We start from the raw sequence: 25,534 nt of genomic DNA on the forward strand, positions 1-25,534 counted from the left end.
CGCCGCAGCCGCCGCGAAAGGAGCACCATGACCGGTGAGGACCACCGACACCGCAGACCCGACGACGACCGGCCCCCGGCCAAGGGACTGCTCGACGACCTGCCCGAGACCGGGCGCGGCGCGGGGGGCGCGCCGCGCCCGGCGGCGGCCCGCCCCAACCCCTTCCACGTGCCGCAGAAGCGCCCCGCGGGCGGCTCCCGGCCCAACGTGATCCCCTTCCGCGGCGCCGGCTTCGACCGCACGGCCGCCGCGCCCGCCGCCGAGCCCGACCCCGCGCCCGAGCCCGCGGCCCAGCCCCGCACCGAGTCCGCGGCCACCGAGGCGGCGGCGCCCGAGGCCGCGGCCGAACCCGCCGCCCCCGAGCAGCCCGGCGCACCCGCGGCCGCCGCGGAGCGCGCCGGCGGCGCGGCGCGGCGCCCCGCCGCCCGCGAGTCCCGCCCGGCGGCCCCCGCCGCGCCGGAGTACCCGCCGCCCGCCCCGGCGGCGGCCCCGGTCGCGGCGCCCGCGTCGGCGCAGGCGGCCCCGGCCCGCCCCGCCGCACCCGAGTACCCGCCGCCGGCCGCCCGGCCCGCCGCCCCCGCTCCGGCCGACGCCCCCGAGGCGCCCGAGCCCGCGGCGCAGGCCCCCGCCGACACCGGCGACGCGGCGCCCGCCGCCGAGCGCCGCACCCCGACCCCGACCCCGAGCGAAGACGGTTCTCCTGTGAACGCGCACGCAGCCGCCGCCCAGCCCGAGCACCCCGACCACGGTCCCGACGCCGCGGCCGCCGAGGCCGCCCCCGCGCCCGAACCCGCCGAACCCGCCGAACCCGCCGAGACCTCTGGGCGGCCCGGCGGCGGCGCGGCCGCGGCCGAACACGCCTACGGCGAGGCCGAGCGCGCCGCCGTCTACCGCGCCATCCGCGACCGCCGCGACGTGCGCGTGGGCTTCCGCGCCGACCCCGTCCCCGACGACGTGCTCACCCGGGTCCTCGACGCCGCCCACCGCGCACCCTCGGTCGGCTACTCCCAGCCCTGGGACTTCATCGTCGTCCACGACGAGGACCTGCGCTCCCGCGTCCACGAACTGGTGCGCGTCCAGCGCGACGAGTACGCGCGCGCCCTGCCCGGCGCCCGCGCCCAGGCGTTCTCCGGCCTCAAGGTCGAGGCCATCCTCGACACCCCCGTCAACGTCGTGGTCACCGTCGACCCCACCCGCGGCGGGCGCCACACGCTCGGCCGCCACGCCCAGCCCCGCACCCCCGGCTACTCCGCCGCCCTGGCCGTGGAGAACCTGTGGCTGGCCGCGCGCTCCGAGGGCCTGGGCGTGGGCTGGGTCAGCTTCTTCGACGAGCGCGAACTCGCCCGCGCCCTCGACCTGCCGCCGCACCTGGAGGTCGTGGCCTACCTGTGCGTGGGCTACGTCGAGGACTTCCCGCCCGAGCCCGAGCTGGCCATGAGCGGCTGGGCGCGCCGCCGCCCCCTCTCCTGGGCCGTGCACCGCGACCACTACGGGCGCCGCGGGCTGCCGGGCGAGGACGCCACCAGCCTCCTGGACGAGACCGTCGGCGCCATCACCCCGCTCAACCAGCGCGCGCTGAAGGAGGCCGAGGAGCGCCAGGCCGCCATGACCAAGCCGGCCGGCTCCCTGGGCGTCCTCGAAGAGGTCTCGGTGCGCCTGGCCGGCCTGGCCGGCGAGTGCCCGCCGCCCGTCCCCGAGCCCGCCGCCGTGGCGGTCTTCGCCGGCGACCACGGGGTGCACGCCCAGGGCGTCAGCGGCTGGCCCCAGGAGGTCACCGCGCAGATGGTGCACAACTTCCTGCGCGGCGGGGCGGTCGTCAACGCCTTCGCCGAGCAGGTGGGCGCCGAGGTCACCGTCGTGGACGTCGGCGTGGCCGCCGACCTGCCCGCCGTGCCCGGCCTGCTCCCGCGCAAGATCGCGCACGGCACCGCCGACTTCACCCAGGGCCCGGCCATGACCCGCACCCAGGCCGACTACGCCGTGGAGGCCGGCATCGAGGCCGCCCGCGACCTGGTCTCGGCCGGCAACCGCTGCCTGATCACCGGTGACATGGGGATCGGCAACACCACGCCCTCGGCCGCGCTCATCGCCGCCTTCACCGGCGCCGACCCCGCCGAGGTCACCGGCCGCGGCACCGGCGCCGACGACGCGATGCTGGAGCGCAAGATCGACGTGGTGCGGCGGGCGCTCGCCGCCAACGACATCGACACCTCCGACCCCGTCGGCGTCCTCGCCGCCGTCGGCGGGTTCGAGCACGCCGCCCTGACCGGGTTCATCCTGGGCGCCGCCGCGCTGCGGGTGCCCGTCCTGCTGGACGGCGTCAGCGCCGGGGCCGCCGCCGTCGTGGCCGCCGCCATCGAGCCGCGCGCGCTCAACGCCTGCTTCGCCGGCCACCGCTCCTCCGAGCCCGGCCACGCCGCCGCGCTGCGGCACGTGGGCCTGCGCCCGCTCATCGACCTGGAGATGCGGCTGGGCGAGGGATCGGGCGCGCTCCTGGCGCTGCCGCTGCTGCAGGGGTCGGTGCGGGCGCTGCGCGACGTGGCCACCTTCGGGTCCGCCGGGGTGAGCGAACGGTACTGACCGGATTCCCCGTAGAGTTGTGCACACCCCGCCGCGCACGGCGGCGGGGTGGCCGGGGCGCGCCGGCGGCCGCCGCGGTGCGCACGTGCCCCCCGTTTGACACGGTATTTTGGGTTTCGCCGCCTGCACACCGCGCTACACGGCGAACGCGGGCCGCATCCCCCGCCCAACACCCGCCAACGAACGCACGCTCGCGGATACGGAGGCAGCCTCGGTGACGTATCTCCTCGGCCTGCGGATGGAGGGGCGCGCGGCCCTGGTCGTCGGCGGCGGCCGGGTCGCCCAGCGGCGCGTCCCCGTGCTGCTGGAGTCCGGCGCCGACGTCACCCTGGTGGCCCCCGAGGCCACCGCCACCCTTGAGGGCCTGGCCGGCGCCGGGCGCATCACCTGGCTGCGCCGCGCCTACGCACCCGGCGACATCCGCGACGGCGCGCTGGGCCGCTTCTGGCTCGTGCACGCCGCCACCGACTCCGCCGAGGTCAACGCCGCCGTCGCGGCCGAGGCCGAGGCCGAGCGCGTGTGGTGCGTGCGCGCCGACGACCGCCACGCCTCGGCCGCCTGGACCCCGGCCAGCGGCAGCGCCTCCGGTGTCACCGTGGGGGTGGTCGCCAACGGCGACCCCCGCCGCGCCGCCGGGCTGCGCGACGCCGTGCTGGACGGGCTCTCCGACGGCACCCTCGACGCCCGCCGGGGCCGCGAACACCACCGCGGCGTGGCCCTGGTCGGCGGCGGGCCCGGCGACCCCGGGCTGATCACCGTGCGCGGCCGCCAGCTCCTGGCCCAGGCCGACGTCGTGGTCGTCGACCGGCTGGCCCCCGCCTCGCTGCTGGACCGCCTGCCCGGCGACGTCGAGATCGTCGACGCCGCCAAGATCCCCTACGGCCGGTCGATGACCCAGGAGGACATAAACCGCGTCCTGGTCGAGCGCGCCCGGGCGGGCAAGTTCGTCGTGCGGCTCAAGGGCGGCGACTCCTTCCTGTTCGGCCGCGGCGGCGAGGAGGCCGCGGCCTGCGCCGCCGCCGGGGTCCCCGTCACCGTCGTGCCCGGCATCACCAGCGCGCTCGCCGCGCCCGCCGCCGCCGGCATCCCCGTCACCCACCGGGGCGTCGCCCAGGACGTGCACGTGGTCTCCGGCCACGTCGCGCCCGGCGACCCCCGCTCCACGGTCGACTGGGCCGCGCTGGCCGCCGGAGGGGGCACCATCGTGGCGCTGATGGCGGTGGAGCGCCTTGAGGCCATCGCCGAAGCGCTGATCACCCACGGCCGCTCGCCCGACACCCCGGTGGCGGCGGTGCAGGAGGCCACCCTCCCCACCCAGCGCACGGTCCGGGCGACCCTGGGCACCGTCGGGCGCGCCGTCCGCGACTCCGCGATCCGGCCGCCCGCCGTGATCGTGATCGGAGAAGTGGTCAACCTGGCCGGGGAACTTGACATACTGCAGACGGGGCGTGAAGGGCCGGGGGCGCGGGGCGCCGCCTCCGCCGATCCCGCCGTCGGCGACCCACCCGAGGGGAACCGGGTCTTGTGACCGCGACGACCGATGAGAAGGGCGGAAGCGCTATGTCCCGGCCGCCTGCGATGCCGGAAGCCACAGGGGCGGGCCAGCACGGGCCCGGAGCGGCCGACCAGTCCGAGCCAAGACCGGGCCGCCACGAGCGGGCCGACCCGGCCGCGCCGCCGCGGCGGGGGCGCGCAAAGCACCGGGGCGCCTCCAGCGACACCCGGTTCGAGAAGGTCCTGGAGAACCTCGGCGCGCGCATCCGCAACCTGCGCTTCGCCGAGGGCCTGCCCGGTGCCGAGGAGGGCGCGACCGCGCGCACCGACGTCCTGCACCAGCTCGAAGACTACGTGCTGCCGCGCGTCCGCCGCCCCGACACCCCCCTGCTCATCGCGGTCGCCGGCTCCACCGGGGCGGGCAAGTCCACCCTCGTCAACAGCCTTGTGGGCGAGCAGGTCACCACCACCGGCGTGCGCCGGCCCACCACCAACAGCCCCGTCCTGGCGTGCAACCCCGCCGACGTCGACTGGTTCAGCGAGGCGTCGTTCCTGCCCACCCTGCCGCGCGTGCGCCAGCAGGGCCTGGCCATGCCCGGCAAGGACGGCATGCTCGTGCTGGCGCCGAGCGAGTCGATGCCCGAGGGCGTTGCCCTGCTCGACACCCCCGACGTCGACTCCGCGGTGTCGGCCCACCACGAGTTCGCCGCGAAGTTCCTCGACGCCGCCGACCTGTGGGTGTTCGTCACCACCAGCCGCCGCTACGCCGACGCCCGCGTCTGGGAGTTCCTGCAGGTCGCCCGCGACCGCGACACCTCCCTGGCCGTCGTGCTGTCCCGGGTGCCCAAGAAGGGCCGCCGCCAGCTGGTCGAGCACTTCGGCGCCATGCTGGAGGCCAACGGCCTGGGCGGCGCCACCCGGTTCGTCATCCCCGAGACCGACCAGATCGCGGGCGAGCGCTTCAAGGGCAACACCGTCGACCCCATCCGCGACTACCTCGCCGACGTCGCCGGCGACCTCGTGCAGCGCGACCGCGTGTCGCTGCGCACCTTCATCGGGGTCATCGACAGCTTCCGCACCCGCGTGCCCGACCTCGCCAAGCAGGTCGAGGTCCAGGTCGAGATCCGCCGCGCCCTGGAGTCGGCCGTGCAGTCGGCCTACGAGTCCGCCGGGGCCGAGGTCGACACCGCCCTCAGCGACGGCTCCCTGCTCACCGGCAACCTGCTGGCCCGCTGGCACGACATCGCCGCCAGCGGCGAACTGGTGCGCATGCTGCGCTCGCGCGGCAAGCGCAAACCGCGCGGCGGCGGGCAGGAGCGCGACCGCGTTCAGGCGCTGGAGCGGGCGGTGCGCGACAGCCTGGAGTCGCTGGTGCTGACCTCCGCCGAGCGCGCCGTGGAGCGGGTGGCCGACCGCTGGTCCGACATCCCCGGCGGCCAGGACCTCGCCGACCGCGCCGGCGGGCGCCGCCTGCCCGAGTCCTTCGGCCCCCGCACGCGCGACGCCGTCGCCGCCTGGCAGCACACCGTCAGCGAGATGATCGCCGCCGACGGCGCCACCAAGCGCTCGGTCGCCCGCGTGGCCGACTTCGACAAGCAGGCGTTCACCCTCGTGCTCATCGTGGAACTGCTCGGCTTCGACGCGGCCTCCGCCGCCGGCGGCGCCCGGACGTCACCGAACCGTTTGCTCAAGGGTGTGTTCGGCGCTGATTCCCTGCGTAACATTGGCAACAGGGCACGCAACGACCTTCGGCAGCGGATCGGCACCCTGCTGTATGAGGAGCGCACCCGCTTCACCGACACGCTGGCCGCCGTCAAGCTGCCCGACGAATCCGACGCCGTCCAGCTCTACCAAGCGACGTACAACCTTGAGATTGCGCGATGACGACTCAGTGGAACCCCGCTCACGCTGACGAGGAGCCGGAGGCGGCGGGGAACCAGGCGGCCGACCGCCCGGCACCGGGCCCGGCGCCGGAACCCTCTCCGGACGCGCGCCGCGCGCAGGCGGGCTGGACCGGCTACGTCGTACCCGAGGCCGACCGCCTGAACGCCGGGTGGGCGCCGCCCGCCGCCGACGCCTGGCCCGCCCGCCGCCCGGTGGGGCCCCCGGCCGACTCCTACCCGGCCCTGCGCCGCGCGGTCGACCTCCAGTCGGGCGTGGCCGCCGCGGGCATCGTCCCGCCCGAGACCACCGGCCCCAGCGTGCCCGCCTCCCGCCCCGACCCCGCCGACGACGCGCCGCCGGCCCGGTCGGCCGATCCCGCGCCGCGGCGCGAACCCGACTCCGCCGCCCCCGCCGCACGGCCCGAACCCGCCCCGCGCAGCACGCCCGGCCGCCACGCTGCGCCCCCGCGCAGCGCCGCCCGCCGCCGCGACGAGGACGACCCCGACGACGACCGCCTCGCCGCCTGGGTGGGCAGCCTCGCCGAGGTCGACGAGGCCGGCATGATCGCGGGCCGCCGCACCGGCCCCATCCCCGCGGTCGCGGCCGCCGACACCCCGCGCGGCGGCGAGTCCGGCACCGGGCCCGCCCCCGAGGACCTCGCCGACCCGCCCGCACGGACCGCCGCGGCGGCTCCCGAGGCCGGCCCCGAGCCCGCCGCGCCGCCGTCCGGCCCCGCCGAATCCGCCGGCCACGGCCCCTCCACCGGCACCGCCCCGGACACCGTCGCCGACGACGACGAGTACGAGCCCACCACCGGCGAGTGGTGGCAGCCCATGCCCGCCACCACCCGCGAGGAGCTGATCACCCGCCTGGACGCGCTGTCGGCGCTGGTGGGCATCGGGCACGACGACTTCGACCGCGAGCTGATCGAGGACGCCCACCACCTGCTCAACCACGCCGGCGCCCGGCTGCGGCTCTCGGCCGACCACACGGTCGTGGCGCTGGCCGGCGGCACCGGCAGCGGCAAGTCATCGCTGTTCAACGCGCTGTGCGGACTGGAGTTCTCCCGTGTGGGGATCACCCGGCCCACCACCTCCTCGGCGCACGCCTGCGTCTGGGGCAACGAGGGCGCCGAGGGCCTGCTGAGCTGGCTGGGCGTGCCGCGCCGCAACCGCCACTCCCGCACCAGCGAGCTGGACCGCGCCGGCTCGGAGCTGTCCGGGCTGATCCTGCTGGACCTGCCCGACCACGACTCCGTGCGCGCCATGCACACCGCCGAGGCCGACCGCCTCATCGGCGCCTGCGACCTCATCGTGTGGGTCCTGGACCCCCAGAAGTACGCCGACGCCGCCGTGCACCACCGCTACCTCGCCGAGATGTCGGGCTACGGCGCCGTCACCGTGGCCGTCCTCAACCAGGTCGACCGGGTCGAGCCCGATGAGCTTGAGGAGCTGCTGACCGACCTCCGGCGGCTGCTGGAGACCGAGTCCGGCGTGCAGACCCGGGTGCTGACCACCTCCACCGTCACCGGCCAGGGCATCCGCCAGCTGCGCTCGCTGCTGGCCGACACCGTGGGCGAGCGCCGGGCCCTCATCGACCGGCTGGTGGCCGACCTCGACCGCGTCGTCGTGGGCTTCGAGCGCTACCACGGCGACCCCGCGGCACCCGGCGTCGAGCCCGTCCTGCCCGAGCGGGTGCGTACCCGCCTGGTGGACGACCTGGTCGCGGCGGCCGGGGTCTCGGCCATCGCCGACACCGCCGAGTCCGTCTACGAGCAGCGCGGCGCCCAGCGCGTGGGGTGGCCGCTGGGCCGCTGGATCCGCGGGCTGCGCCGCGACCCGCTGCGCGCGGTGGGCGCCGACCTCGGCGGCGAGGGCGGCGACCCCGCCGTGGTGGAGCCGCACGGGGCCGGCATCGACAAGGCCGCCGTCGCCGTGGCCGACCACGCCGCGGGATCGCTGCCGTGGCCCTGGCCGCGCCGCGTTCGGGCGGCCGCGCGCGGCGGACTGGACGCCCTGCCGCGCGAGCTCTCCCAGGCGGTCGCCTCGACCGTCCCGCCGAGCGGCGACACCCCGGCCTGGTGGCAGGTCGTGCGGGTGCTCCAGTACCTGCTGACCGCCCTGTCGGGGGCCGGCCTGGTATGGCTGGTCGCGCTGCTGGTGAGCTGGCTGGGCGGCGGCCTCACCGGTCTGCCGGTGCTGGACGACCCCCGGTTCCTCGGTCTCGCGGCGGCGGTCGTGGTGGCCACGCCGCTGGTCGGCTGGCTGATCGGCAACGGCTGCGTCAACCTGGTGTCGGTGGCCGCCGCGCAGCGGCGCGAGCGGATCGAGCAGCGCTCGGCCCAGCGCGCCCGCGAGATCGCCGAGCAGCGGATCCTCGCCCCCGTGGAGCAGGAGCTGGCGCGCTACCTGGAGTCCTGCCAGGCACTGGCCACCGCGCAAGGCCCGCGCCGCTGAACCGCTGAGCACGCGGCCGGGCCGCGTGCGGCGGGCACACGCGAAGGGCGGTGGGCCGGGGTTCGCCCCCGGTCCGCCGCCCTTGTTCGTGTGCGTCGGACGCCCCGCCGCACTGCCGCGCGGCCAAGGCGGTTGACGTGGTGGTCGAGGGCCGCCGGCGGCCGGGGGCGGACGATCGCGGAACCGCTCGCCCCGGCGGTCGGCGCCGCGCCTAGACCCACTGGATACCGGAGGACATGGCCCCTCCTACTGATCGCGACCACGCGGCCGGAGCGCCGGCGCGCGCCCGAGCCGCCCTGCCGGCCGTGGCGGGTGTACCACCCGAACGAGTCTGCCGGCGGCCGACCCGTCGGGGTCGGGACACCGCGCCGCGCCGCCGCCGGTGCCGCGGGCGCGGACTCGGCCCGTGGGGCCGGGTGCGTCAGTGGACACCAGCACACTTCAATCTAGCTGTTTCCCTCTACCACTGCACAACCAGCGATTAAAATATCACTGACTGTAATCCAAAGACGATCTTAGTCGCCGGCACCCGACACGCCGAGACGGACGCGCTATCGGCCGCCGGGCGTCGACCGATCCGTGTCGGGCGGGATGCCCTGATCGCGAGCGGGGGAGATCCACGTGGCGGTGGCCGAGCAAGGGGTGGCTGAGCGGCGGCGGCCGTGGACCCTGTGGTGGAGGGCCTGGCCGGTGTTCGCCCAGCCGCGCCGACTTGTGGTCTTCATGAGCGTGGTCCTGACCTGTGCCGCGCTGATGGGGGCGTGGTCGGGCGTGCTGACCCCCGTCCGGGGCGACGAACTCGCCACCTTCGCCGCCCTCACCATCTGCGCCGGGGTGTGCGTGGAGGCCATGCGCCGCCTGGGCACCCCCGCGGGGCTCACCCGCGACCTGCTCGGCGCGTGGTGGTTCCCCACGCTGCTGCTGCTCCCGCCGATGTACTCCCTGATCCTCCCGGTTCCCGTCTACCTTCTGCTGCAGTTCCGCATCCGCCGCACGGTCATCCACCGGCGGCTGTTCAACGCCGCCTCGGTGGCGGTGTCGGGCTTCATCGCCTCGCTGCTGTTCCACAGCGCGCTGGCCGACGACACCGCGTCGGCGCTGCGCGTGCCCATGGCCATCACCGAGGACCACATCACCTCGGTCGAGGGCGCGTCGATGGCGGTCCTGTGCTGCGCGGCGTTCACCGTCGTCAACACTTTGATCGTGGCGGTCGCGGTGCACCTCAGCGCCTCCGACGCCCCGTGGCGGCAGATGCTCTTCGACCGCGAGGCGCTGACCGTCGACTGCGTGGAGCTGTGCGTGGGCGTCACGGCCGCCATCCTCACCGGTCTGTCGCCGGTGCTGCTGGCCATCGCGCTGCCCCCGGCGATGCTCCTCCAGCGCAGCCTGCTGTTCCAGCAGTTGCAGACCGCCGCGCGCACCGACCCCAAGACCGGTCTGCTCAACGCCAGCACCTGGGAGGCCGAGGCCGCGGCCGAACTCGCGCGGGCGCGGCAGAGCGGCCGGGCGGCGGCGCTGCTGATCATCGACATCGACCACTTCAAGGCCGTCAACGACACCTACGGCCACCTCTTCGGCGACCACGTGCTGCTGGGCGTGGCCACCACCCTCGGCGCCCAGCTGCGCAAGGCCGACGTGATCGGCCGGTTCGGCGGCGAGGAGTTCGTGGTCCTGCTGCCCGACGCCGACATGGCCGAGGCCTGCCGCGCCGCCGAACGGCTGCGCATGCGGATCGGCCGCATGGGGCTCAGCGCCAACGGCGACGACGTCCGCATCACGGTCTCCCTGGGCGTGGCCGTGCTCAACGTCCACGGCGACGACCTGGTCGACCTCCTGGCGGCGGCCGACCTCGCGCTGTACCGGGCCAAGGGCGCCGGCCGCAACCGGGTGTGCCTGCCGGTCATGACCCGCCCCGCGGTCACCGCCCGCCGGCCCGGCCCCGCCGTGCCCGAGGCCCCGCCCGAGCCCTCCATGGCCCGCCACGTGCCGCGTCCCCGCGCCACCGAGGGCGGGCGGCCCGACGCGCCCAGCGGTTCGGGCGCCGCCGGCGGACAGGAGCCCTGACCCCCACCGCGCGCCCGCGGTTGTCCACAGCCGACCCGGTTGTCGTTGCTCAGCGTGTTCGATTTGATCACGCTGGGTGTATGGAAGCCAACCGTCCGAACCCCACCGCCCCCCGCACCCCCGCCGTCCTCACCCTCACCACACCCGCCGACATCGTCGCCGCCGTCCCCTACCTGCTCGGCTACCACCCCAACGACACCCTCGTCGTGCTGGGCCTGCGCGGCGCGACCCCGCGCCTGCACACCCTCTTCCGCTGCGACCTGGGCGAGCACATCACCGCGCACCCCGCCGAGGCCGCGCGCCACCTCGTCACCGGGCTGCGGGCCGACGACTGCGGCACCGCGCTGATCGTGGGCTACGGACCCGCCGCCGACATCACCCGCTGCGTCGACGCCCTGCGCCGCTGCGCCGCCGAGGCCGGCATCGCCGTGGGCGAGGCGCTGCGGGTCGCCGACGGCCGCTACTGGTCCTATGTGTGCGACTCACCCGCCTGCTGCCCGGCCGAGGGCGTGGCGCTCGACCTCGCCGCCTCGGCGGTGTCGGCCACCGCCGTGGCCAACGGCCTCAGCGCCTGGCAGAGCCTGAACCGAATCCGCGCCTACCTCGCGCCGGTCGAGGGCGCCGCCCGCGCGCCCATGCGCGCCGCCACCCGCCGGGCCGAGCGCCGCGGCCGCCGCCTGCGCGCGGCGGCGCCCGGGCGCGACTCCTTCGGCCCCCGGTTCCGGGTGCAGGGCGCCCGCGTGGTGCGGACCGCGATCGCGGCGGCGTTGCGGGGCGACCTCCCGCGCGCCCCCGACCACCTGGCGTGGCTGGGCGTCCTGCTGACCTGCGTGCGGGTGCGCGACGACGCCTGGGTGCGGATCGACCCCGGCACGGCCGACGCCCACGTGCGGCTGTGGCGCGAGGTGCTGCGCCACGTCGAGCCCGGCTACCGACCCGCGCCGGGGTGCCTGCTGGCGGTGGCGGCCTGGACCCGCGGCGACATCGCGCTGGCCGACGCCGCCCTCGACCTCGTGCGCGCGGCCGATCCCGGCTACCCGCTGGCCGACCTCCTGTGCCAGGCCCTGCGGGCCGGGTTGCCCTGGCAGGGCTTCCCGGCCGAGCGCCTGGACGCGGTCCGGCCCCTGGACAGCCCGTGACCCCGCCGCCCGCGCCCCGCGCGGCCGCCCCGCGCCCGGCCGCCGCCCGCACCCGCGCATGGCCGGGGCACCTGCGCCCACACCCTAGGCTTGGAGGCATGCCGGAGTACATCTACAGCTTGCGAAACGTGCGCAAGGCGCACGGCGACAAGGTCGTGCTTGACGACGTCTCGGGGCAGTTCCTGCTCGGGGCGAAGATCGGCGTGGTGGGGCCGAACGGCGCGGGTAAGTCCACGCTGCTGAAGCTCATGGCCGGGGTCGAGCAGCCGTCCAACGGAGAGGCCCGCCTCATGCCGGGCTTCAGCGTCGGCCTGCTCGCCCAGGAACCGCGCCTCGACCCCGAGAAAACCGTCCTGCAGAACGTCGAGGACGGCGTTGCCGAGACCAAGGCGATGCTCCAGCAGTTCAACGACATCGCCGAGAAGATGGCCACCGACTACTCCGACGAACTCCTCGCGGAGATGGGCAAGCTGCAGGAGCAGCTCGACCACCGCAACGCCTGGGACCTCGACAGCCAGCTCGCCCAGGCCATGGACGCCCTGCGGTGCCCCCCGCCGGACTCCGACGTCACCACCCTCTCCGGTGGCGAGAAGCGCCGCGTGGCGCTGTGCAAGCTGCTGCTGGAGCAGCCCGACCTCCTCCTGCTCGACGAGCCCACCAACCACCTCGACGCCGAGAGCGTGCAGTGGCTGGAGACCCACCTGGAGGGCTACCCGGGCACCATCATCGCGATCACCCACGACCGCTACTTCCTCGACAACGTCGCGACCTGGATCCTCGAACTCGACCGCGGCAAGCTCTACCCCTACGAGGGCAACTACACCACCTACCTCGACACCAAGGCCGCCCGCCTCAAGGTCGAGGGCCAGAAGGACGCCAAGCGGCAGAAGCGCCTGGCCGACGAGCTGGAATGGGTGCGCTCCAACGCCAAGGCCCGCCAGACCAAGAGCCGCGCCCGCCTGCAGCGCTACGAGGAGATGGCGGCCGAGGCCGCCAAGACCCGCAAGCTGGACTTCGAGGAGATCCAGATCCCGCCGGGTCCGCGCCTGGGCACCACCGTGGTCGAGGTCAAGAACCTCACCAAGGGTTTCGACGACCGCGTGCTGATCGAGGACCTGTCGTTCTCCCTGCCGCCCAACGGCATCGTCGGCGTCATCGGCCCCAACGGCGTCGGCAAGACCACGCTCTTCAAGATGATCGTGGGCGAGGAGCAGCCCGACTCCGGCACCATCAACGTCGGCGACACCGTGCAGATCTCCTACGTCGACCAGTACCGGGGCCGCATCGAGGACAAGAAGAACGTCTGGGAGGTCGTCTCCGACGGCGAGAGCTTCATCCAGGTCGGCAACGTCGAGATCCCCAGCCGCGCCTACGTCGCCGCGTTCGGGTTCAAGGGCTCCGACCAGCAGAAGCCGGCCGGCGTGCTCTCCGGCGGCGAGCGCAACCGGGTGAACCTCGCGCTCACCCTCAAGCAGGGCGGCAACCTGCTGCTGCTGGACGAGCCCACCAACGACCTCGACGTCGACACCCTGGGCTCGCTGGAGAACGCGCTGCTGGACTTCCCCGGCTGCGCCGTGATCACCAGCCACGACCGCTGGTTCCTGGACCGGGTCGCCACCCACATCCTGGCCTGGGAGGGCGGCGCCAACTGGTTCTGGTTCGAGGGCAACTTCGAGTCCTACGAGAAGAACAAGGTGGAGCGCCTCGGCGCCGAGGCCGCGCGCCCGCACGCGGTCACCCACCGCAAGCTCACCCGCGACTGACCCCCGCGGTCTCCGGTACATCCGGCCCCGCGGTCCGGCGCACCCCTCCCCGGGTGTGCGCCGGACCGCGGGCCGCCGGCCAGGCATCGGCGAAGCCGCCGGCGCCGCTCGCGCGCGCGGGCGGCACCGCATAAGCTGACGGGCGACTATGACTTCCCCGCGCGAAGACCAGCAGACGTTCTACGACGCCGTGGGCGGAGAGGACACCTTCGTCCGCCTCGTGCGCCGCTTCTACGAGGGCGTGGCCGCCGACCCCGTGCTGCGTCCCCTCTACCCCGAGGAGGACCTCGGCCCCGCCGAGGAGCGGCTGCGCCTGTTCCTCATGCAGTACTGGGGCGGTCCCCGCACCTACAGCGAGCAGCGCGGCCACCCGCGCCTGCGCATGCGGCACTTCCCGTTCCGCATCGGCTCGCGTGAACGCGACCACTGGCTGGCCCACATGCGCGCCGCCGTGGACGACCTCTCCCTGCCCGAGCCGCTGGACCGCCAGCTGTGGGAATACCTGGTCTACGCCGCGCACAGCATGGTGAACGCGCCCGACGACCTCCCCGCGGCCGAGGACACCGCCGACCTTACGGTGCGTCCGCCGGAGAACCCCGCCCCCTGACCCCGGGGGCGCCGCCGTCCGCGCCCGGCCGCCAGCCGGCGGGTGCGGGGCGCAGCGGGGAGTCCGCGGGCAGCAGGTCGGTCGGCAGCAGCTGCTCGGTGAGCAGCCGCCGCACCCGCTCGGGCCGGTCGGGCGCCTCCAGCCACGGGCCCACGATCCGCCACCCCAGGTCGTAGCCCAGCACGTAGGTGCTCATGGCGGGCGTGCGCACCAGGGCCCGGGCGGCCGCCAGGCCGGCCTCGTCCAGCAGCGCCCAGCGCGTGAGGTAGGCGGCGGTCTCGTCGTCGCCGCGCCCCTCGGCCGCCATCAGCGCCGCGTTGGCCCACACGCCCCACAGCACGTTCCTGGCCCGGTGCACCGCGGCCAGGTCGCAGTCGGCGGGCGCCTCGCCGGCCTCGGCCGGGAGGTGGTCGTACAGCCACCGCTGGGCCTCGTCGCCGGGGAACACCAGCTCCTCGGCGTGCAGGCCGATCCCCTCGCTGAGCACGAACGGCGGCGAGACCATGAACCGCACCCGGTGGTCGAGCAGCCCGCGCCGCTCCACCAGGTGCCGTTCCTTGAGCATGGACTCGGCGATGTGCCCCGGGTAGACCTCGTGGCTGACCAGGTAGAGCAGGTCGGCCAGGTTGAACGGCACCGACGTGTTGACGAACAGGGTGCCGCGCGCGCCCCCGGCGTAGTGCCCGGCGCCCTGGAAGCCGCCCTCGGTGACCAGGCGGAAGTCGACGGACGCGTCGGCGGGCAGGACGACGAAATCGGCCTCGGTGCGTCGGCGGCATTCCGCCACCGCGCTCTCCAGCAGCTCCGGCAGCAGGTCCGGGCGCCGCAGCGCGTGCCGGGCCTCCCAGGCGTGCAGCCGCTCGGTCAGCGTGCCGCCGGTCGGGGGCAGCGCCGCGTCCAGCAGGTCGTGCGCGGCCGCGAAGTCCGCCTCCGGACGGCGCAGCGGCTCCACGCCCAGGCACTCCCGGGCGTGGTCGGCGGGCGCCGCGCCCGCGCCGGCCAGGCCGCGGGCCACGGCCCGCATGGCCCGGACCTGCGCACTCAGGTAGGCCGCGCGCGGCGGATCGAACGGGATCTCTGCGAGCAGCCGTTCGGCGTCGTCCGCGAGCCGAGCGGGGTCGGGCGCCTCCCCGGCCGCCGCCTGCGCGCGCAACTCCTCGGGGCCGCGGTAGATCAGCACGGTCGCGCCGCCGCCCCGGGTGGCGAGCCGGTCGATGCGCAGCGCCGTCAGCGCGTAGTCGCGCAGCCAGCGCCCGGTCGCGCCGTCCTCGCCCGTACCGTCCGCACCCGCCGCTGCCCCGGTGCCGGTCTCCAGGTCCGCCATGGCTCTTCGGCTCCTCTCCGCCCGTCGACGGTCCTTTGATCGGCCGCTAAGTTAGCCGTACGGTTTTCCGTACAGCGCACGGGAGGAGTCGGCATGGGTGCCGGAGCCGGGGAGCCCGGCGGGGTGTGGCTGCGCGCCGGCGGCGATCGGCCGCGCCGGGAGCGGCTGACCCGCGAGCGGATCGTCGAGGCGGCGGTCGGCCTGCTGGACGCCGAGGGCGTGCCCGGGTTCTCCATGCGCCGCCTGGCGGCGCGGCTGCGGGCCGGTACCATGTCGCTGTACGAGTACGTCAGCGGCAAGGAGGACGTGCTCGACCTGGCGCTGGACGCGGTCCTCGGCGAGCTCCCGCCGGCCGCGCCGGACACCCCGTGGCGCGCGGCCGTCACCGCCCAGGCGGCCCAGAGCCGACGGGTCATGCTGCGCCACCCCTGGGTGCCGGCGCTGGTGGGCACCCGGCCGCTGCTGGGCCCCAACGCGCTGGCCGCCTCCGAGCGGTTCCACGCCGCCCTGGCCGCCACCGGCCTGGACGACCGCCGGGTCGCCGCGGCCGTCAGCGCCGTCACCGGCTACGTCGACGGCTACGTGCTCAAAGAGGCCCTGTGGCGGGCGCGCCACCGCGATCCGGCGGCAGAGGCCGACCTGCGCGGCCGCGTCTGGGCGCACATCGGCGAGCGCGCCGACGCCTACCCGGCGCTGGGGCTCTACGCCCGGCTGGCCGCCGAGGGCGCCACCGACTTCGACACCCAGTTCCGCATCGGCCTGGACATCGTGCTCGACGGCATCGCGGCGCAGATCGGGGGCGCCGGGTCCGCGGCGGTCCGGACCGGACCACGGGGCGGGTGACGCGAGTCACACGATCGACTGTCAGCTCCGGCCGGCCTGATCGGTCACGAGGGTGTCCCATCGGCACACGACACAAGGAGCAGACGATGGAAGCACGCCTCGACCTCGCCGGCAGCCCGGTCGCGGGCAAGGCCCTGAAGCACTTCATCGCGGCGAACACCGCGCTCGCGGGCTCGACGCTGCCGCGCGCCACGCGGGAGCTGGTCGAGATCCGGGCCAGCCAGATCAACGGCTGCGGCTTCTGCGTGGACATGCACACCAAGGACGCCGCCCACGCGGGGGAGTCCGCGCTGCGCCTGAACCTGGTCGCGGCCTGGCGGGAGGCCACGGTGTTCACCGAGGCCGAGCGGGCCGCCCTGGAGCTGGCGGAGCAGGGCACCCGCATCGCCGACGCGGGCGGCGGGGTCACCGACGAGGCGTGGGCGAAGGCCGCCGAGCACTACGACGAGGACCAGTTGGCCGCGCTGGTGTCCCTGATCGCCCTGATCAACGCCTTCAACCGGCTCAACGTCATCGTCCGCCGGCCCGCCGGCGACTACCGGCCCGGCCAGTTCGACTAGCCGGAGCCGGGCGGGGCCGCGCGGCCGGTCCCGCCCGGCTCGACCGCCGACCCGTACGCGGCCGGGGCCGTCACGGCGGGGGAGCGGCGCCCGCCCGGTCGCGGGGCACGGCGGCCACCGCCGCCGCGCAGAACGCCGCCGCGACCGCGAACACCGCGTCCAGGCCGTCCAGGGCGGTGATCACCACCCCCATGAGCAGCGGCGTCACGGTCGTGCTCACGGCCTGGAGGGAGTTCTGCGCCGCCATCGCCCGCCCGGCCCAGGCCAGTCCGGCCGTCTCGGCGACGGCGGTGAAGGTCAGCCCGTTGTGGCTCATCGACAGCACCAGGCAGGCGAGCAGCAGCGGTACCGCCGCCCACGGCAGCACGGCCGAGGACACCGTCAGCCCCAGCAGCGCCGCCCCCGACACCACCGCCACGATCCGCACCGGCCGCAGCCGGCTGCCCAGCCGGTCCGACCACAGGCCCAGCAGCAGGCGGCTCAGCGCGCCGGGCACCTGCGTGGCGGCGATGACGGCCCCGGCGGTGGGCGCGCTCCAGCCGTGCTCGGTGACCAGGTAGACCAGCGCGTAGGTCATGACGGTGAACTGCGGGACGCCCAGCAGCATGCTGACCCCGTGGACCCGCCAGATGGCGGCGTGCCGGTAGGGGGAGGCGGCCGGACGCGGGGCGGTGCCCGCGCCCGGCGCGTCGGCAGCGGAGTCGGCGGGGGACGCGGGGGAGGAGCCGACGCCGCCGGAGGGCGCCCGCGAGGGCGGATCGGCTCCGGGGGCGCCCGTGTACAGCAGTACCGGCGGCACCATGGCCACGGCCAGGGCGGCGGGCAGCAGCATCGCCGCGACGAACCCCCAGTGCTCGGCCGCCAGCGGCATCAGCGCCGCCGAAGCACCGATGCCCAACGGCTGGGCGGCCTGCCGGATCCCCATGGCCAGCCCGCGCTGCCGCGCGGAGAACCACGCCAGCACCAGCCGCCCGCTGGCCGCGTTCACCGGCCCGCCGGCCGCCCCGACCAGGGTGAGCACCGCGCCCGCGCCCCACGGGCCGTCGACGGCGCCGAGCAGCAGCAGGGCAAGGGCGGTCAGCAGCAGGCTGGCCGCCATGGTGAAGCGCTCGCCGTAGCGGTCGATCACCACCCCCCAGCCGAGCAGGGTGGCCAGCAGCCCCAGACTGGGCAGCCCGGCCAGGGTGCCGGCCTGGGCGATGGTCAGCCCGTAGGCGGCACGCAGCTCGGGCAGGACGAAGGGCACCCCGAACAGCGCCGACACACTCGCGATCTGCGCGGCGATCCCGATACAGAGGATGACCCAACGTCTGTGCTCGCCCACGCGGCCAGGTTAGTCAACACCGTTGACCGGCCCCACGCAGGGGCGGGCGCGGGCGGGTCACTCCGCGGCCTCGAAGTAGCGGACGTAGGCGTTTCCCTTGGTCTTCCAGAACCCGAAGATGTACTCGTTGGACCAACCGTGGTTTTTGCGCATCCGGGGAATGGCCCTGGCCATCTGGGGGTCGTCGGTGGTCAGTGAACCGTCGTCGTGAAGCGTCAGGAACGGCCGGGTCTCGCGCGTGCGCCGGTCCTGCATGTACAGCACGCGCATGGCGCCTCCGTGTGTGCTCCGCCGGGTCACGCCGGGGCGGCGGGCTCCAGGTGGGCGGTGAGGAAGGCGCGCTCCTCGGTGCTGAGGCGGCGCGGCGCCTGCTTGGCGGTGTCGTAGCCGACCAGCACGCTCATGGCGCGGGCGTAGACGTGGTCGTCGTCGCGGATCTCGTAGGCCAGGCGGAAGCTGGCGGTGCGGACCTCGGTCACCCAGGTCTCCACCCGGACGGGGTCGCGGCGCAGCAGGATCGGCTTGAGGTAGTCGATCTCGTGGCGGGCCACGACCAGGCCGCCCAGGCGGGTGTGCGACTCCTCGGGGACGTCCCACCGCAGGAACGCGATGCGGGCGTCCTCAAGGTAGGTGAGCATCCGGACGTTGTTGACGTGGTTGAGCGGGTCCAGGTCGGCGAACCGCACGTGCGCCCAGTAGACGTGCCGCCGCGACTCCCCGGCCCCCGCCCGCGCGGCCTCGGCCGTGGTGACTGCCTCCACCTGGAACCCCTCCTCCTCGCGACGCGGACGGCCCCACGCTACCGGCCGCGGATTCGGACGGGGTTCGGCAAGTCCGGGGTCGGCGGCGCGACGCCGGTCACATCAGCGGGCGGGATCGGCGGAGAAAAGGTCAGTTGCCGTTGGCCTTCGCGATGGCCTCGGCCTCCAGGGCGGCGGCCAGGCGGCGGCGCAGCCAGTCGGGTGTGGCGTCGTTGTCCCGCGGGTACACGCGGGAATCCACGAGGAAATCGTGGTCGTGGGTCGGGATCGGGAACGAGGGTTCCTCGTCGTAGCTGTAATGGACCTTGAACCTACCCGGGCGTGTAACCCTGTAGACCGCTTTGTACCAGGTGCCCTTGCCCGGTGAGTACATGCCGGCCCGCAACTGCCCGAGCTTGACCGCGACCTCGGCAGGGGTGGACACCTGTTCCGTGCTGCCATCATCCAAAACGGCCGTGGCCTTCGTGGTACTGAAGTCGAACAGAGCGTCACACTCCAAAGTTAATTCGTCCCAGTTTCGCGGCGCCGCCTTCACCAGGGTGCGGCCAATCTCGCGCAGTAGGGCCTCCTGCTGTGACGGAGTGAGGCGGTCGTGGTTTCTCATTGGCTACCTGCTCTTACGGGCGTTCACAGCCGGTCCGAGTTTCGGTACCTGAGAGGACTGGGGTGCTTGACTCCGTTGACCTCCCACTCTACGAAAATATCGGTGGGCGGGGGATGCAGCACCCTTCCGTCTGGAGCGGTCAGCGTCGGCATGTTCGGGTCGTACACGTTGGTAATGCGAACCCTCACCTCCGGCTTCGGATCCTGCTTGAGGAGGCGGACCCACTCCTCCTCAAGCCTGCGGAAGCTGCCGCCGATACCGGGCAGGTGCGACCGCTTCTGGTTGACCGTCTCCAGCATCGGGACCACGTTGAGGCGTTCACCGCCTCCGCCGAACTCGCTCGCGCCCGCCATGTGGCCGCCGTTCCAGTTGACGTCCTCGTAGAGGGGGAGTTCGCCGGGGTTGGGTGAGCGCCCGTGCTGTGCGGTGAACTGATCGGTGAGGTATTTGTTGTAGGCCTTGTAGTAATCCCGGCCTTCCCACCCGATGGCCCGCTGCTGTGTGTCGTTGCGGGCGTTGCTGTCCAGTTCGAGGACGCCCTCCATGGACTCGGTGCGGCCCAGGTGGTCGGTGCGGTAGGTGTACCGGTCGTCGACCACGTACGTGGCGTTCGGCCGGGGATCCATCAGTTCCGGGTTCTGCGCGTTCTCGCGGTCCGTCCGCGTGTGGACCTCGACGACCTCGCCCTTGTCGTTGGTGATGAAGACCTCGGGGCGGTCGTTCTCGTAGTCCGCGTCACTCGCGTAGTTGTCCCGGTAGTCCCGCAGTTCGTAGCGGGTGTTGGGGTCGAGTCGGACACCCTCGCCGAAGCGCTTCCCCTCCTCCGGCCACAGAGGGCTGTCGGGATCGAGCCGCTCGGGTTTGGGCGGCCGCTGAGACGTGTCGCCGTCGCCCTCACCCTCGCCGTCGTCCCGCTCATCGGTGATGTCGAGGTCGCCGCCCTCGACATCACCCGCGGGCTCCTCACCCGGGGTTTCGTTCGGGTCGTCGGCGCGCGGGTCAGTGGGGTCGGCGGGGTCCGTCGCGTCGGTCGGGTCGGTCGGATCGCCCTCGGCCCGGTCCTCCGGTCGCTGCCCCTCGGGGTCGCCGGGGCCTTCGGGGCCGTCATCGGGAAGGCCGGGATCGTCGCCCCCCAGGCCGCCGGAACCGCCGGTTCCGCCCCGCCCGCCGGTGCCACCTCCGCCTCCGCCCGACGGCTCCGGACCGGGTCCGGTCTCCGACCCCGACGGCGAACCGGTCCGCGTGCCGCCGGTGGGCGGCGAGTGCGTGGGAGTGTCGGAGGGCGGCGGTGTGGACGAGGGCGGGTTGTCGGGGCCGTCGGCGTTGGCCTCGATGTCGGGGGCGCCGACCAGGGCGGGCCGGCGGTTGCGCCAGCCGGCGGCCTCCTCCAGGGCGGCCTCCAGGCCGATCTCCTCGGCGCGCACGTCCAGCACCTCGTTGATGCGCTGCTGGAGTTCGCTCGTGGTGGGGGCGTCCTGGCCGTTGATCCGGCTCAGGTCGAACTCCGAACCCGTGCGGGTGAACTCCGCCCCCTCCCCGCCGTCGCCGTCGCCGTTGCGGCCGGGGCCGAGGTCGCCGAGGTTGCTCAGAGTGCGCACGACCCGCGTGCCGCGCCAGGCCAGCAGCGGGACGCCCACGACCGCGCCGGCGCCGGTGGCGGTCGCGATCGCCCCGCCCACGATGCTGCCGACGTTGACGAGGCCCTGGGTGATCACGTAGCCGGGCCGGTCGTCCCACTCCCGCCACGGCACCATGGAGTGCCCGACCTCCGTCCACGCGGTGCGGGCGGTGGACAGGCTGAACTCGCCGTCGTGGTAGCCCGCGAGCATGGCGATTCCGGCCAGGGAGTCGCCCCAGTAGGCCTTGGCGTTCTCCCACCTGGTCGCGGGGTTGATCGTCCAGTCGCCCTGGCCGTCGTGGAAGCCGGACATGCCCAGGGTGTCCTTGAGCGATCCCCAGGTCAGGTCCACCAGGGCCGAGCCGACGTCCATGTACCAGGGCGCGTCGTGCTCCTGGGGGACCGCCCACGGTGTCGCCACGTTCTCCGGGGGCCGGGTGTAGCCGTAGGCGACCTGGTTGGGGCCGAGGCCGGGCTGGGAGCCGGGGTCGGTGGCCACGAACCGGGTGCCGTTGAACAGGGCGGTGATGGCGTTGGCGCAGGTGCGTTCGGCCGCATGTAGTCGTTCTGGACCTTGATCAGGTCGTTGTTGAGGGTGTTGAACTCCTCGACCTTGTCCTCGTCCTTGCGCCAGTCGTCGTTGCCCTGGATGTGGGCCTGCATGGCCACGGCGTCGGCCTTGAGGCCGCGCCAGCGCTCAAGAATGGGGCGCACGTCGGCGGCGAACTGGATGAGGGCGTCGCCGGCGGTGGTCGCCGCGTCGTTGACCTCCTCGCCCCAGCCGGGCACCTCGTCCACGGCCGAGAGGAGGGTTTCGGCCTCGGGCGCGGAGTAGATGCCGCGCAGGCCGTTCCAGCCGGCCTTGATGTCCTCGCCCAGGTCGAGGATGTCGCCGCCGGCGCCCTTGAGGGCGCGGCCGGCCTCCTCGACGTCGTCGGGCCGCACCGGCGGGATCGTGATCGCGGACGGGTCGATTCCGTCCGAAAGACCCGGGGGAAGGTCGTCCTCACCCATTCCCGTCACCTCGTTGACGTTTCACCCAGAGTGGAACGCCAATTACTTTAGCGACGCTTTACTTGGATTAATGGGTGATTTGTCTAATTTGGTGCTGGTGGTAATTCGCGCCGGACCGAAAAACGAATCCGTGTGCCCGCGTCTTCGCATGTAACGGGTGGAAAAGAGGACGCGGCGGGCGCCGGCGCCGTGACCGGGATTGGTCACGGCGAAACCGGCGCCCGCCGCGATGCGTCGCAGGCCGCCCGGGTCAGTCCTTCGCCACCTCCAGGCCGGTGTGGTGGGCCAGGAACGCCAGCTGGTCGGCGCTCAGCCGGACCGTGCGGCTGACCGACCGGGCGCTGTGGCCCACCTCCGCCTCGCGGCGCAGCAGGACGGGGCGCTCCCGAACGGGCGCCGACGTGGCGTGCTGCATGGCCGCGCACATCTTGCGGGCGTGCAGCGGGTCGACCCGGGTGTCGTTGTCGAAGACCGTGAACAGCGTCGCCGGGTAGCGCACGCCCTCACGCACGTTGTGGTAGGGCGAGTACGCCAGCAGCCACCCCAGCGCCTCGGGGTCCTCGGCGCTGCCGTACTCCACGTTCCACAGCTCGCCCAGCCCGAACCGCTCGTAGCGCACCATGTCCAGCAGCGGCGCCGAGCACACCGCCGCCGCGAACAGGTCGGGGCGCTGCGTGATCACCGCACCCACCAGCAGGCCGCCGTTGCTGCCGCCCATCACCGCCAACCGCCCGGGCGTGGTGCGGCCGGTGGCCACCAGGTGCTCGGCCGCCGCGACGCAGTCGTCGAACACGTTCTGCTTGTCGCCCAGCATCCCGCCCCGATGCCACTCCTCGCCCTCCTCCAGGCCGCCGCGCAGGTTGGCCACCGCGTAGACGCCGCCCGAGCGCACCCAGGCCAGCGCGGTCGCGGAGTAGTCGGGGGTCATCGAGATCGAGAACCCGCCGTAGCCGTAGAGGATGGCCGGGCGCGGCCGGACCTCGCCGGGGGGCGAGACCACCAGCATGCGCACCGGGGTGCCGTCGCGCGAGGTGAAGGTCACCTGCTCGGTGCGCACCTCGGGCACCTCCGGCGCGCCCGGCGCCGAGGCCCACAGCGCCACCTCGCCCGTGCGGGCGTCGAAGCGGTACACCGCCCCCGGCGTTGTGCTGTCGCTGTAGCGGAACCACGCCTCGTGCCCGCCCTCGGGACGCGCCGACAGCCCGCCGATCGAGCCGATGCCGGGCATCTCCACCGCGCCCGTGCGCCGGCCGTCGGCAAGCGCGTGCACGCTGACCTCGCTGACGGCGTGCCGCCGCCACGACACCAGCAGCCGGGGCTCGGCGAGCTCCGGGCCGTCCAGCACCGCGTAGCCGCCGAACACCGCGTCGGGGCCGGCCGCCACCAGCGTGGTCCAGTGCTCGTAGCCGGGCGTGCGCGGGTCGGCCACGCACAGCCGGCCGCGCGGCGCGTCGCGGTCGGTCACCAGGTACAGCCGGCCGTCGCGCCCCACGTGCGGCGCGACCTCGGCGTCCACGCCCTCCTGCACGACGCGGAAGCGGGGCCGCCCGGGCCCGGTCTCGGCGAGGTCGGCGATCCAGGCGTCGTTGCGCGAGGAGGTGCCCTTGGTGGCGGTCAGCACCAGCCACCGGCCGTCGCGGCTGACCCCGACCCCGTAGTACTCGGTCTTGTCGCGGCCCTCGCCGAACACCAGCACGTCCTCGTCGGGCGAGGTGCCCACCCGGTGCAGGTAGACGCGCCGGTGGTACTGCTCCTCGCCCTCGGGGACCGCGCCCGGGGCCAGCCGGCGCACGTAGTAGAACGCCTCGCCGCCGGGCAGCCAGGCCACGGGGGAGTAGCGGCACCGGTCGATCGGGCCGTCCACGACCTCGCCGGTGGCGACGTCCATGACCCGCAGCAGCGACTCCTCGTCGCCGCCCTCGGACACCTGGTAGGCCAGCAGCCGCCCCTCGTGGTCGGGGCGCCAGGAGTCCAGGGTGGTGCCGCCGGTGGGGTCGAGCGCCACCGGGTCGATCAGCGGGCGCTCCACCCCGTCCGGCTCGGCCAGGTAGAGCACACCGTGCTCCTGCTCGGGCGCGCGCCGCATGAACAGGTACCGCCCGCCCCGCCAGACCGGCACCCCGACCGTGCCGGCGCCCAGCAGGGCCTGGACCCGCCGGCCCAGCTCCTCGCGCCCGCTCCACCGCTCCGACTCCGCCGCGAACAGCGCGTCCTGGGCGTCGGACCACTCCTTGGTCTGGGGCGAGCGCGGGTCCTCAAGCCAGCGGTAGGGGTCGTCGACCACATGGCCGTGCAGATCCTCCCGGCAGTGCACGCGTTCGGCGGCGGGGTAGCGAGGTTCAGGCATGACCAGAACTCTATCCGGCGCTTCCGGCGCGCCTTGGCGCCGTGCGCGGGCCCGCCGACGATCATGAGTTTCCCGCCGGTTTTCGCTGCCTACGCATAATTAGGGTGGCGGCGGAGCCGGTCGAGCGAGCACACTGAATGCGGGACGTTACTCGGCGGGAACCACCCACGGGAGGTCCGTGTGGCAACGCGAACAGTGCCGGTCGCCGTCCGACCGGTTGACAAGGAGGTCTCCTGGCTGGCCGATCGGCTGGCCGGGGATGAGACACGGCCGTGCGCTACGCCGGTCCGGGAGACGCCGTGAGCACCGCGCGCAGTACGGAGGGCGACACAATCCACCGCCACGTGCTGCTGCTCAACGCCAGTTACGAGCCGCTGACCACGCTGCCCATGCGCCGCGCGATCCTGCTCGTGCTGCGCGAGAAGGCCGAGGTCGTGCACGGCGACTCCGCCGGCAAGGCCCTGCACTCCGCAACCACCGCGCTCTCGGTGCCGTCGGTGATCCGGCTCCGGCGCTACATCAGAGTGCCCTACCGGCGCCGGGTGCCGCTGACACGGGTGGCACTGATGCGCCGCGACGGCAACCGCTGCGCCTACTGCGGGAAGCGGGCCGAGACCATCGACCATGTTATCCCGCGCAGCCGGGGCGGCGGACACGTCTGGGAGAACGTCGTGGCCTCCTGCAAGACGTGCAACCACCGCAAGGCCGACCGCCTGCTCGACGAGCTGGGCTGGACGCTGAACGTCACCCCGACCGTTCCGCGCGGCCTGCACTGGCGGCTCATCAACGGTGAGAGCCACGGCGACCCCCAGTGGGCGCCCTACATGGCACGGGTGGCGGCCTAGCGCGCCGACACCCCGGCACGGCCGGGCGCCCGGAGCGGACTCCACGTCCCATCCGCCTCCGGGCGCCTATTCTTGTGCCATGCCTCGTTACGACTACCGGTGCCGCGAATGCGGCGACACCTTCGAGCTGTCGCGTCCCATGGCGGAGTCCGACGCCCCGGCGGTCTGCCCCGGCGGCCACGACGACACCGTCAAACTGCTGTCGACCGTGGCCGTGGGCGGCGTGGCCGCCGCGCCCGCACCCGCCGGGGGCGGCTGCTGCGGCGGGGGCTGCTGCGGCTGACCCCCGCACGGGCGCCGGTGCGCC

20 protein-coding genes are annotated in these 25,534 nt (G+C 74.5%); 12 read left to right on the forward strand and 8 right to left on the reverse strand.

What is annotated here, in order from left to right; translation table 11 throughout:
• Positions 1-27 precede the first annotated feature (27 nt).
• The 8 genes from cobT (at position 28) to HNR12_RS23470 (ending at position 13,987) form a co-directional block, all read left to right on the forward strand.
• The gene (gene cobT / locus HNR12_RS23435; protein WP_179769591.1) at positions 28-2,580 is read left to right on the forward strand and encodes a nicotinate-nucleotide--dimethylbenzimidazole phosphoribosyltransferase; all 2,553 of its coding nucleotides are present in this window, start codon (positions 28-30) and stop codon (positions 2,578-2,580) included.
• A 214-nt stretch (positions 2,581-2,794) separates the two neighbouring features.
• Positions 2,795-4,108 carry a uroporphyrinogen-III C-methyltransferase gene (gene cobA / locus HNR12_RS23440; protein WP_308118512.1) on the forward strand — a complete coding sequence of 438 codons (1,314 nt, stop codon included), beginning with the start codon at positions 2,795-2,797 and terminating at the stop codon, positions 4,106-4,108.
• Positions 4,109-4,140: 32 nt separating this feature from the next.
• Positions 4,141-5,958 (forward strand): GTPase, encoded by a 1,818-nt coding sequence (locus HNR12_RS23445; RefSeq protein WP_179769592.1) that lies wholly within the window; start codon positions 4,141-4,143, stop codon positions 5,956-5,958.
• On the forward strand, positions 5,955-8,414 hold the full coding sequence (locus HNR12_RS23450) for a YfjP family GTPase (protein WP_179769593.1): 2,460 nt from the start codon (positions 5,955-5,957) through the stop codon (positions 8,412-8,414). The genes HNR12_RS23445 and HNR12_RS23450 overlap by 4 nt, the downstream gene beginning before the upstream one ends.
• 621 nt (positions 8,415-9,035) lie before the next feature.
• Entirely contained in the window at positions 9,036-10,478 is a 1,443-nt protein-coding gene (locus HNR12_RS23455) for a sensor domain-containing diguanylate cyclase (protein ID WP_179769594.1), read from the forward strand.
• Between the two features lie 80 nt (positions 10,479-10,558).
• Entirely contained in the window at positions 10,559-11,617 is a 1,059-nt protein-coding gene (locus HNR12_RS23460; RefSeq protein ID WP_179769595.1) for a DUF4192 domain-containing protein, read from the forward strand.
• Positions 11,618-11,715: 98 nt separating this feature from the next.
• Positions 11,716-13,380, forward strand: a complete 1,665-nt coding sequence (gene ettA, locus HNR12_RS23465) for an energy-dependent translational throttle protein EttA (protein ID WP_179769596.1) — start codon at positions 11,716-11,718, stop codon at positions 13,378-13,380.
• A 148-nt stretch (positions 13,381-13,528) separates the two neighbouring features.
• Positions 13,529-13,987: a globin gene (locus HNR12_RS23470; RefSeq protein ID WP_179769597.1), complete on the forward strand. Its 459-nt coding sequence runs from the start codon at positions 13,529-13,531 to the stop codon at positions 13,985-13,987.
• Here HNR12_RS23470 and HNR12_RS23475 read toward each other — a convergent pair.
• Positions 13,953-15,311, reverse strand: coding sequence for a hypothetical protein (locus tag HNR12_RS23475; protein WP_179769598.1), 1,359 nt, complete (start codon positions 15,309-15,311; stop codon positions 13,953-13,955). The genes HNR12_RS23470 and HNR12_RS23475 overlap by 35 nt on opposite strands.
• A gap of 93 nt (positions 15,312-15,404) precedes the next feature.
• Between HNR12_RS23475 and HNR12_RS23480 the strand changes: the two genes are divergently transcribed.
• Both HNR12_RS23480 and HNR12_RS23485 read left to right on the forward strand, forming a co-directional pair.
• Positions 15,405-16,154, forward strand: coding sequence for a TetR/AcrR family transcriptional regulator C-terminal domain-containing protein (locus tag HNR12_RS23480; RefSeq protein WP_179769599.1), 750 nt, complete (start codon positions 15,405-15,407; stop codon positions 16,152-16,154).
• A gap of 86 nt (positions 16,155-16,240) precedes the next feature.
• Positions 16,241-16,714 carry a carboxymuconolactone decarboxylase family protein gene (locus HNR12_RS23485; RefSeq protein ID WP_179769600.1) on the forward strand — a complete coding sequence of 158 codons (474 nt, stop codon included), beginning with the start codon at positions 16,241-16,243 and terminating at the stop codon, positions 16,712-16,714.
• Positions 16,715-16,784: 70 nt separating this feature from the next.
• Here HNR12_RS23485 and HNR12_RS23490 read toward each other — a convergent pair whose 3' ends face one another.
• The 7 genes from HNR12_RS23490 to HNR12_RS23515 form a co-directional block, all read right to left on the reverse strand.
• Positions 16,785-18,038, reverse strand: a complete 1,254-nt coding sequence (locus HNR12_RS23490; RefSeq protein WP_222600527.1) for an MFS transporter — start codon at positions 18,036-18,038, stop codon at positions 16,785-16,787.
• A 57-nt stretch (positions 18,039-18,095) separates the two neighbouring features.
• Complete coding sequence (locus HNR12_RS23495; protein ID WP_179769601.1) at positions 18,096-18,308, reverse strand: hypothetical protein; 213 nt, start codon at positions 18,306-18,308, stop codon at positions 18,096-18,098.
• Between the two features lie 26 nt (positions 18,309-18,334).
• A complete protein-coding gene (locus tag HNR12_RS23500; protein WP_179769602.1) occupies positions 18,335-18,799 on the reverse strand; it encodes an acyl-CoA thioesterase in 465 nt (154 codons plus the stop codon).
• 130 nt (positions 18,800-18,929) lie between these two features.
• Positions 18,930-19,403, reverse strand: coding sequence for a hypothetical protein (locus HNR12_RS28740; RefSeq protein WP_179769603.1), 474 nt, complete (start codon positions 19,401-19,403; stop codon positions 18,930-18,932).
• Between the two features lie 23 nt (positions 19,404-19,426).
• Positions 19,427-21,394: a DNA/RNA non-specific endonuclease gene (locus HNR12_RS29610; protein ID WP_338119851.1), complete on the reverse strand. Its 1,968-nt coding sequence runs from the start codon at positions 21,392-21,394 to the stop codon at positions 19,427-19,429.
• A complete protein-coding gene (locus HNR12_RS28750) occupies positions 21,364-22,035 on the reverse strand; it encodes a hypothetical protein (RefSeq protein ID WP_246425849.1) in 672 nt (223 codons plus the stop codon). Before HNR12_RS28750 ends, HNR12_RS29610 begins: the two co-directional genes overlap by 31 nt.
• A 250-nt stretch (positions 22,036-22,285) precedes the next feature.
• A complete protein-coding gene (locus HNR12_RS23515; protein WP_179769605.1) occupies positions 22,286-24,382 on the reverse strand; it encodes a prolyl oligopeptidase family serine peptidase in 2,097 nt (698 codons plus the stop codon).
• A gap of 344 nt (positions 24,383-24,726) precedes the next feature.
• Here HNR12_RS23515 and HNR12_RS23520 point away from each other — a divergent pair, with 344 nt between their 5' ends.
• Together HNR12_RS23520 and HNR12_RS23525 are read left to right on the forward strand one after the other, a co-directional pair.
• Positions 24,727-25,227 carry an HNH endonuclease gene (locus HNR12_RS23520; RefSeq protein WP_179770856.1) on the forward strand — a complete coding sequence of 167 codons (501 nt, stop codon included), beginning with the start codon at positions 24,727-24,729 and terminating at the stop codon, positions 25,225-25,227.
• A 79-nt stretch (positions 25,228-25,306) separates the two neighbouring features.
• The gene (locus tag HNR12_RS23525) at positions 25,307-25,510 is read left to right on the forward strand and encodes an FmdB family zinc ribbon protein (protein WP_179769606.1); all 204 of its coding nucleotides are present in this window, start codon (positions 25,307-25,309) and stop codon (positions 25,508-25,510) included.
• The last annotated feature ends 24 nt before the right edge of the window (positions 25,511-25,534 follow it).

Origin of the sequence: Streptomonospora nanhaiensis, assembly GCF_013410565.1 — a bacterium.
Lineage (GTDB): Bacteria > Actinomycetota > Actinomycetes > Streptosporangiales > Streptosporangiaceae > Streptomonospora > Streptomonospora nanhaiensis.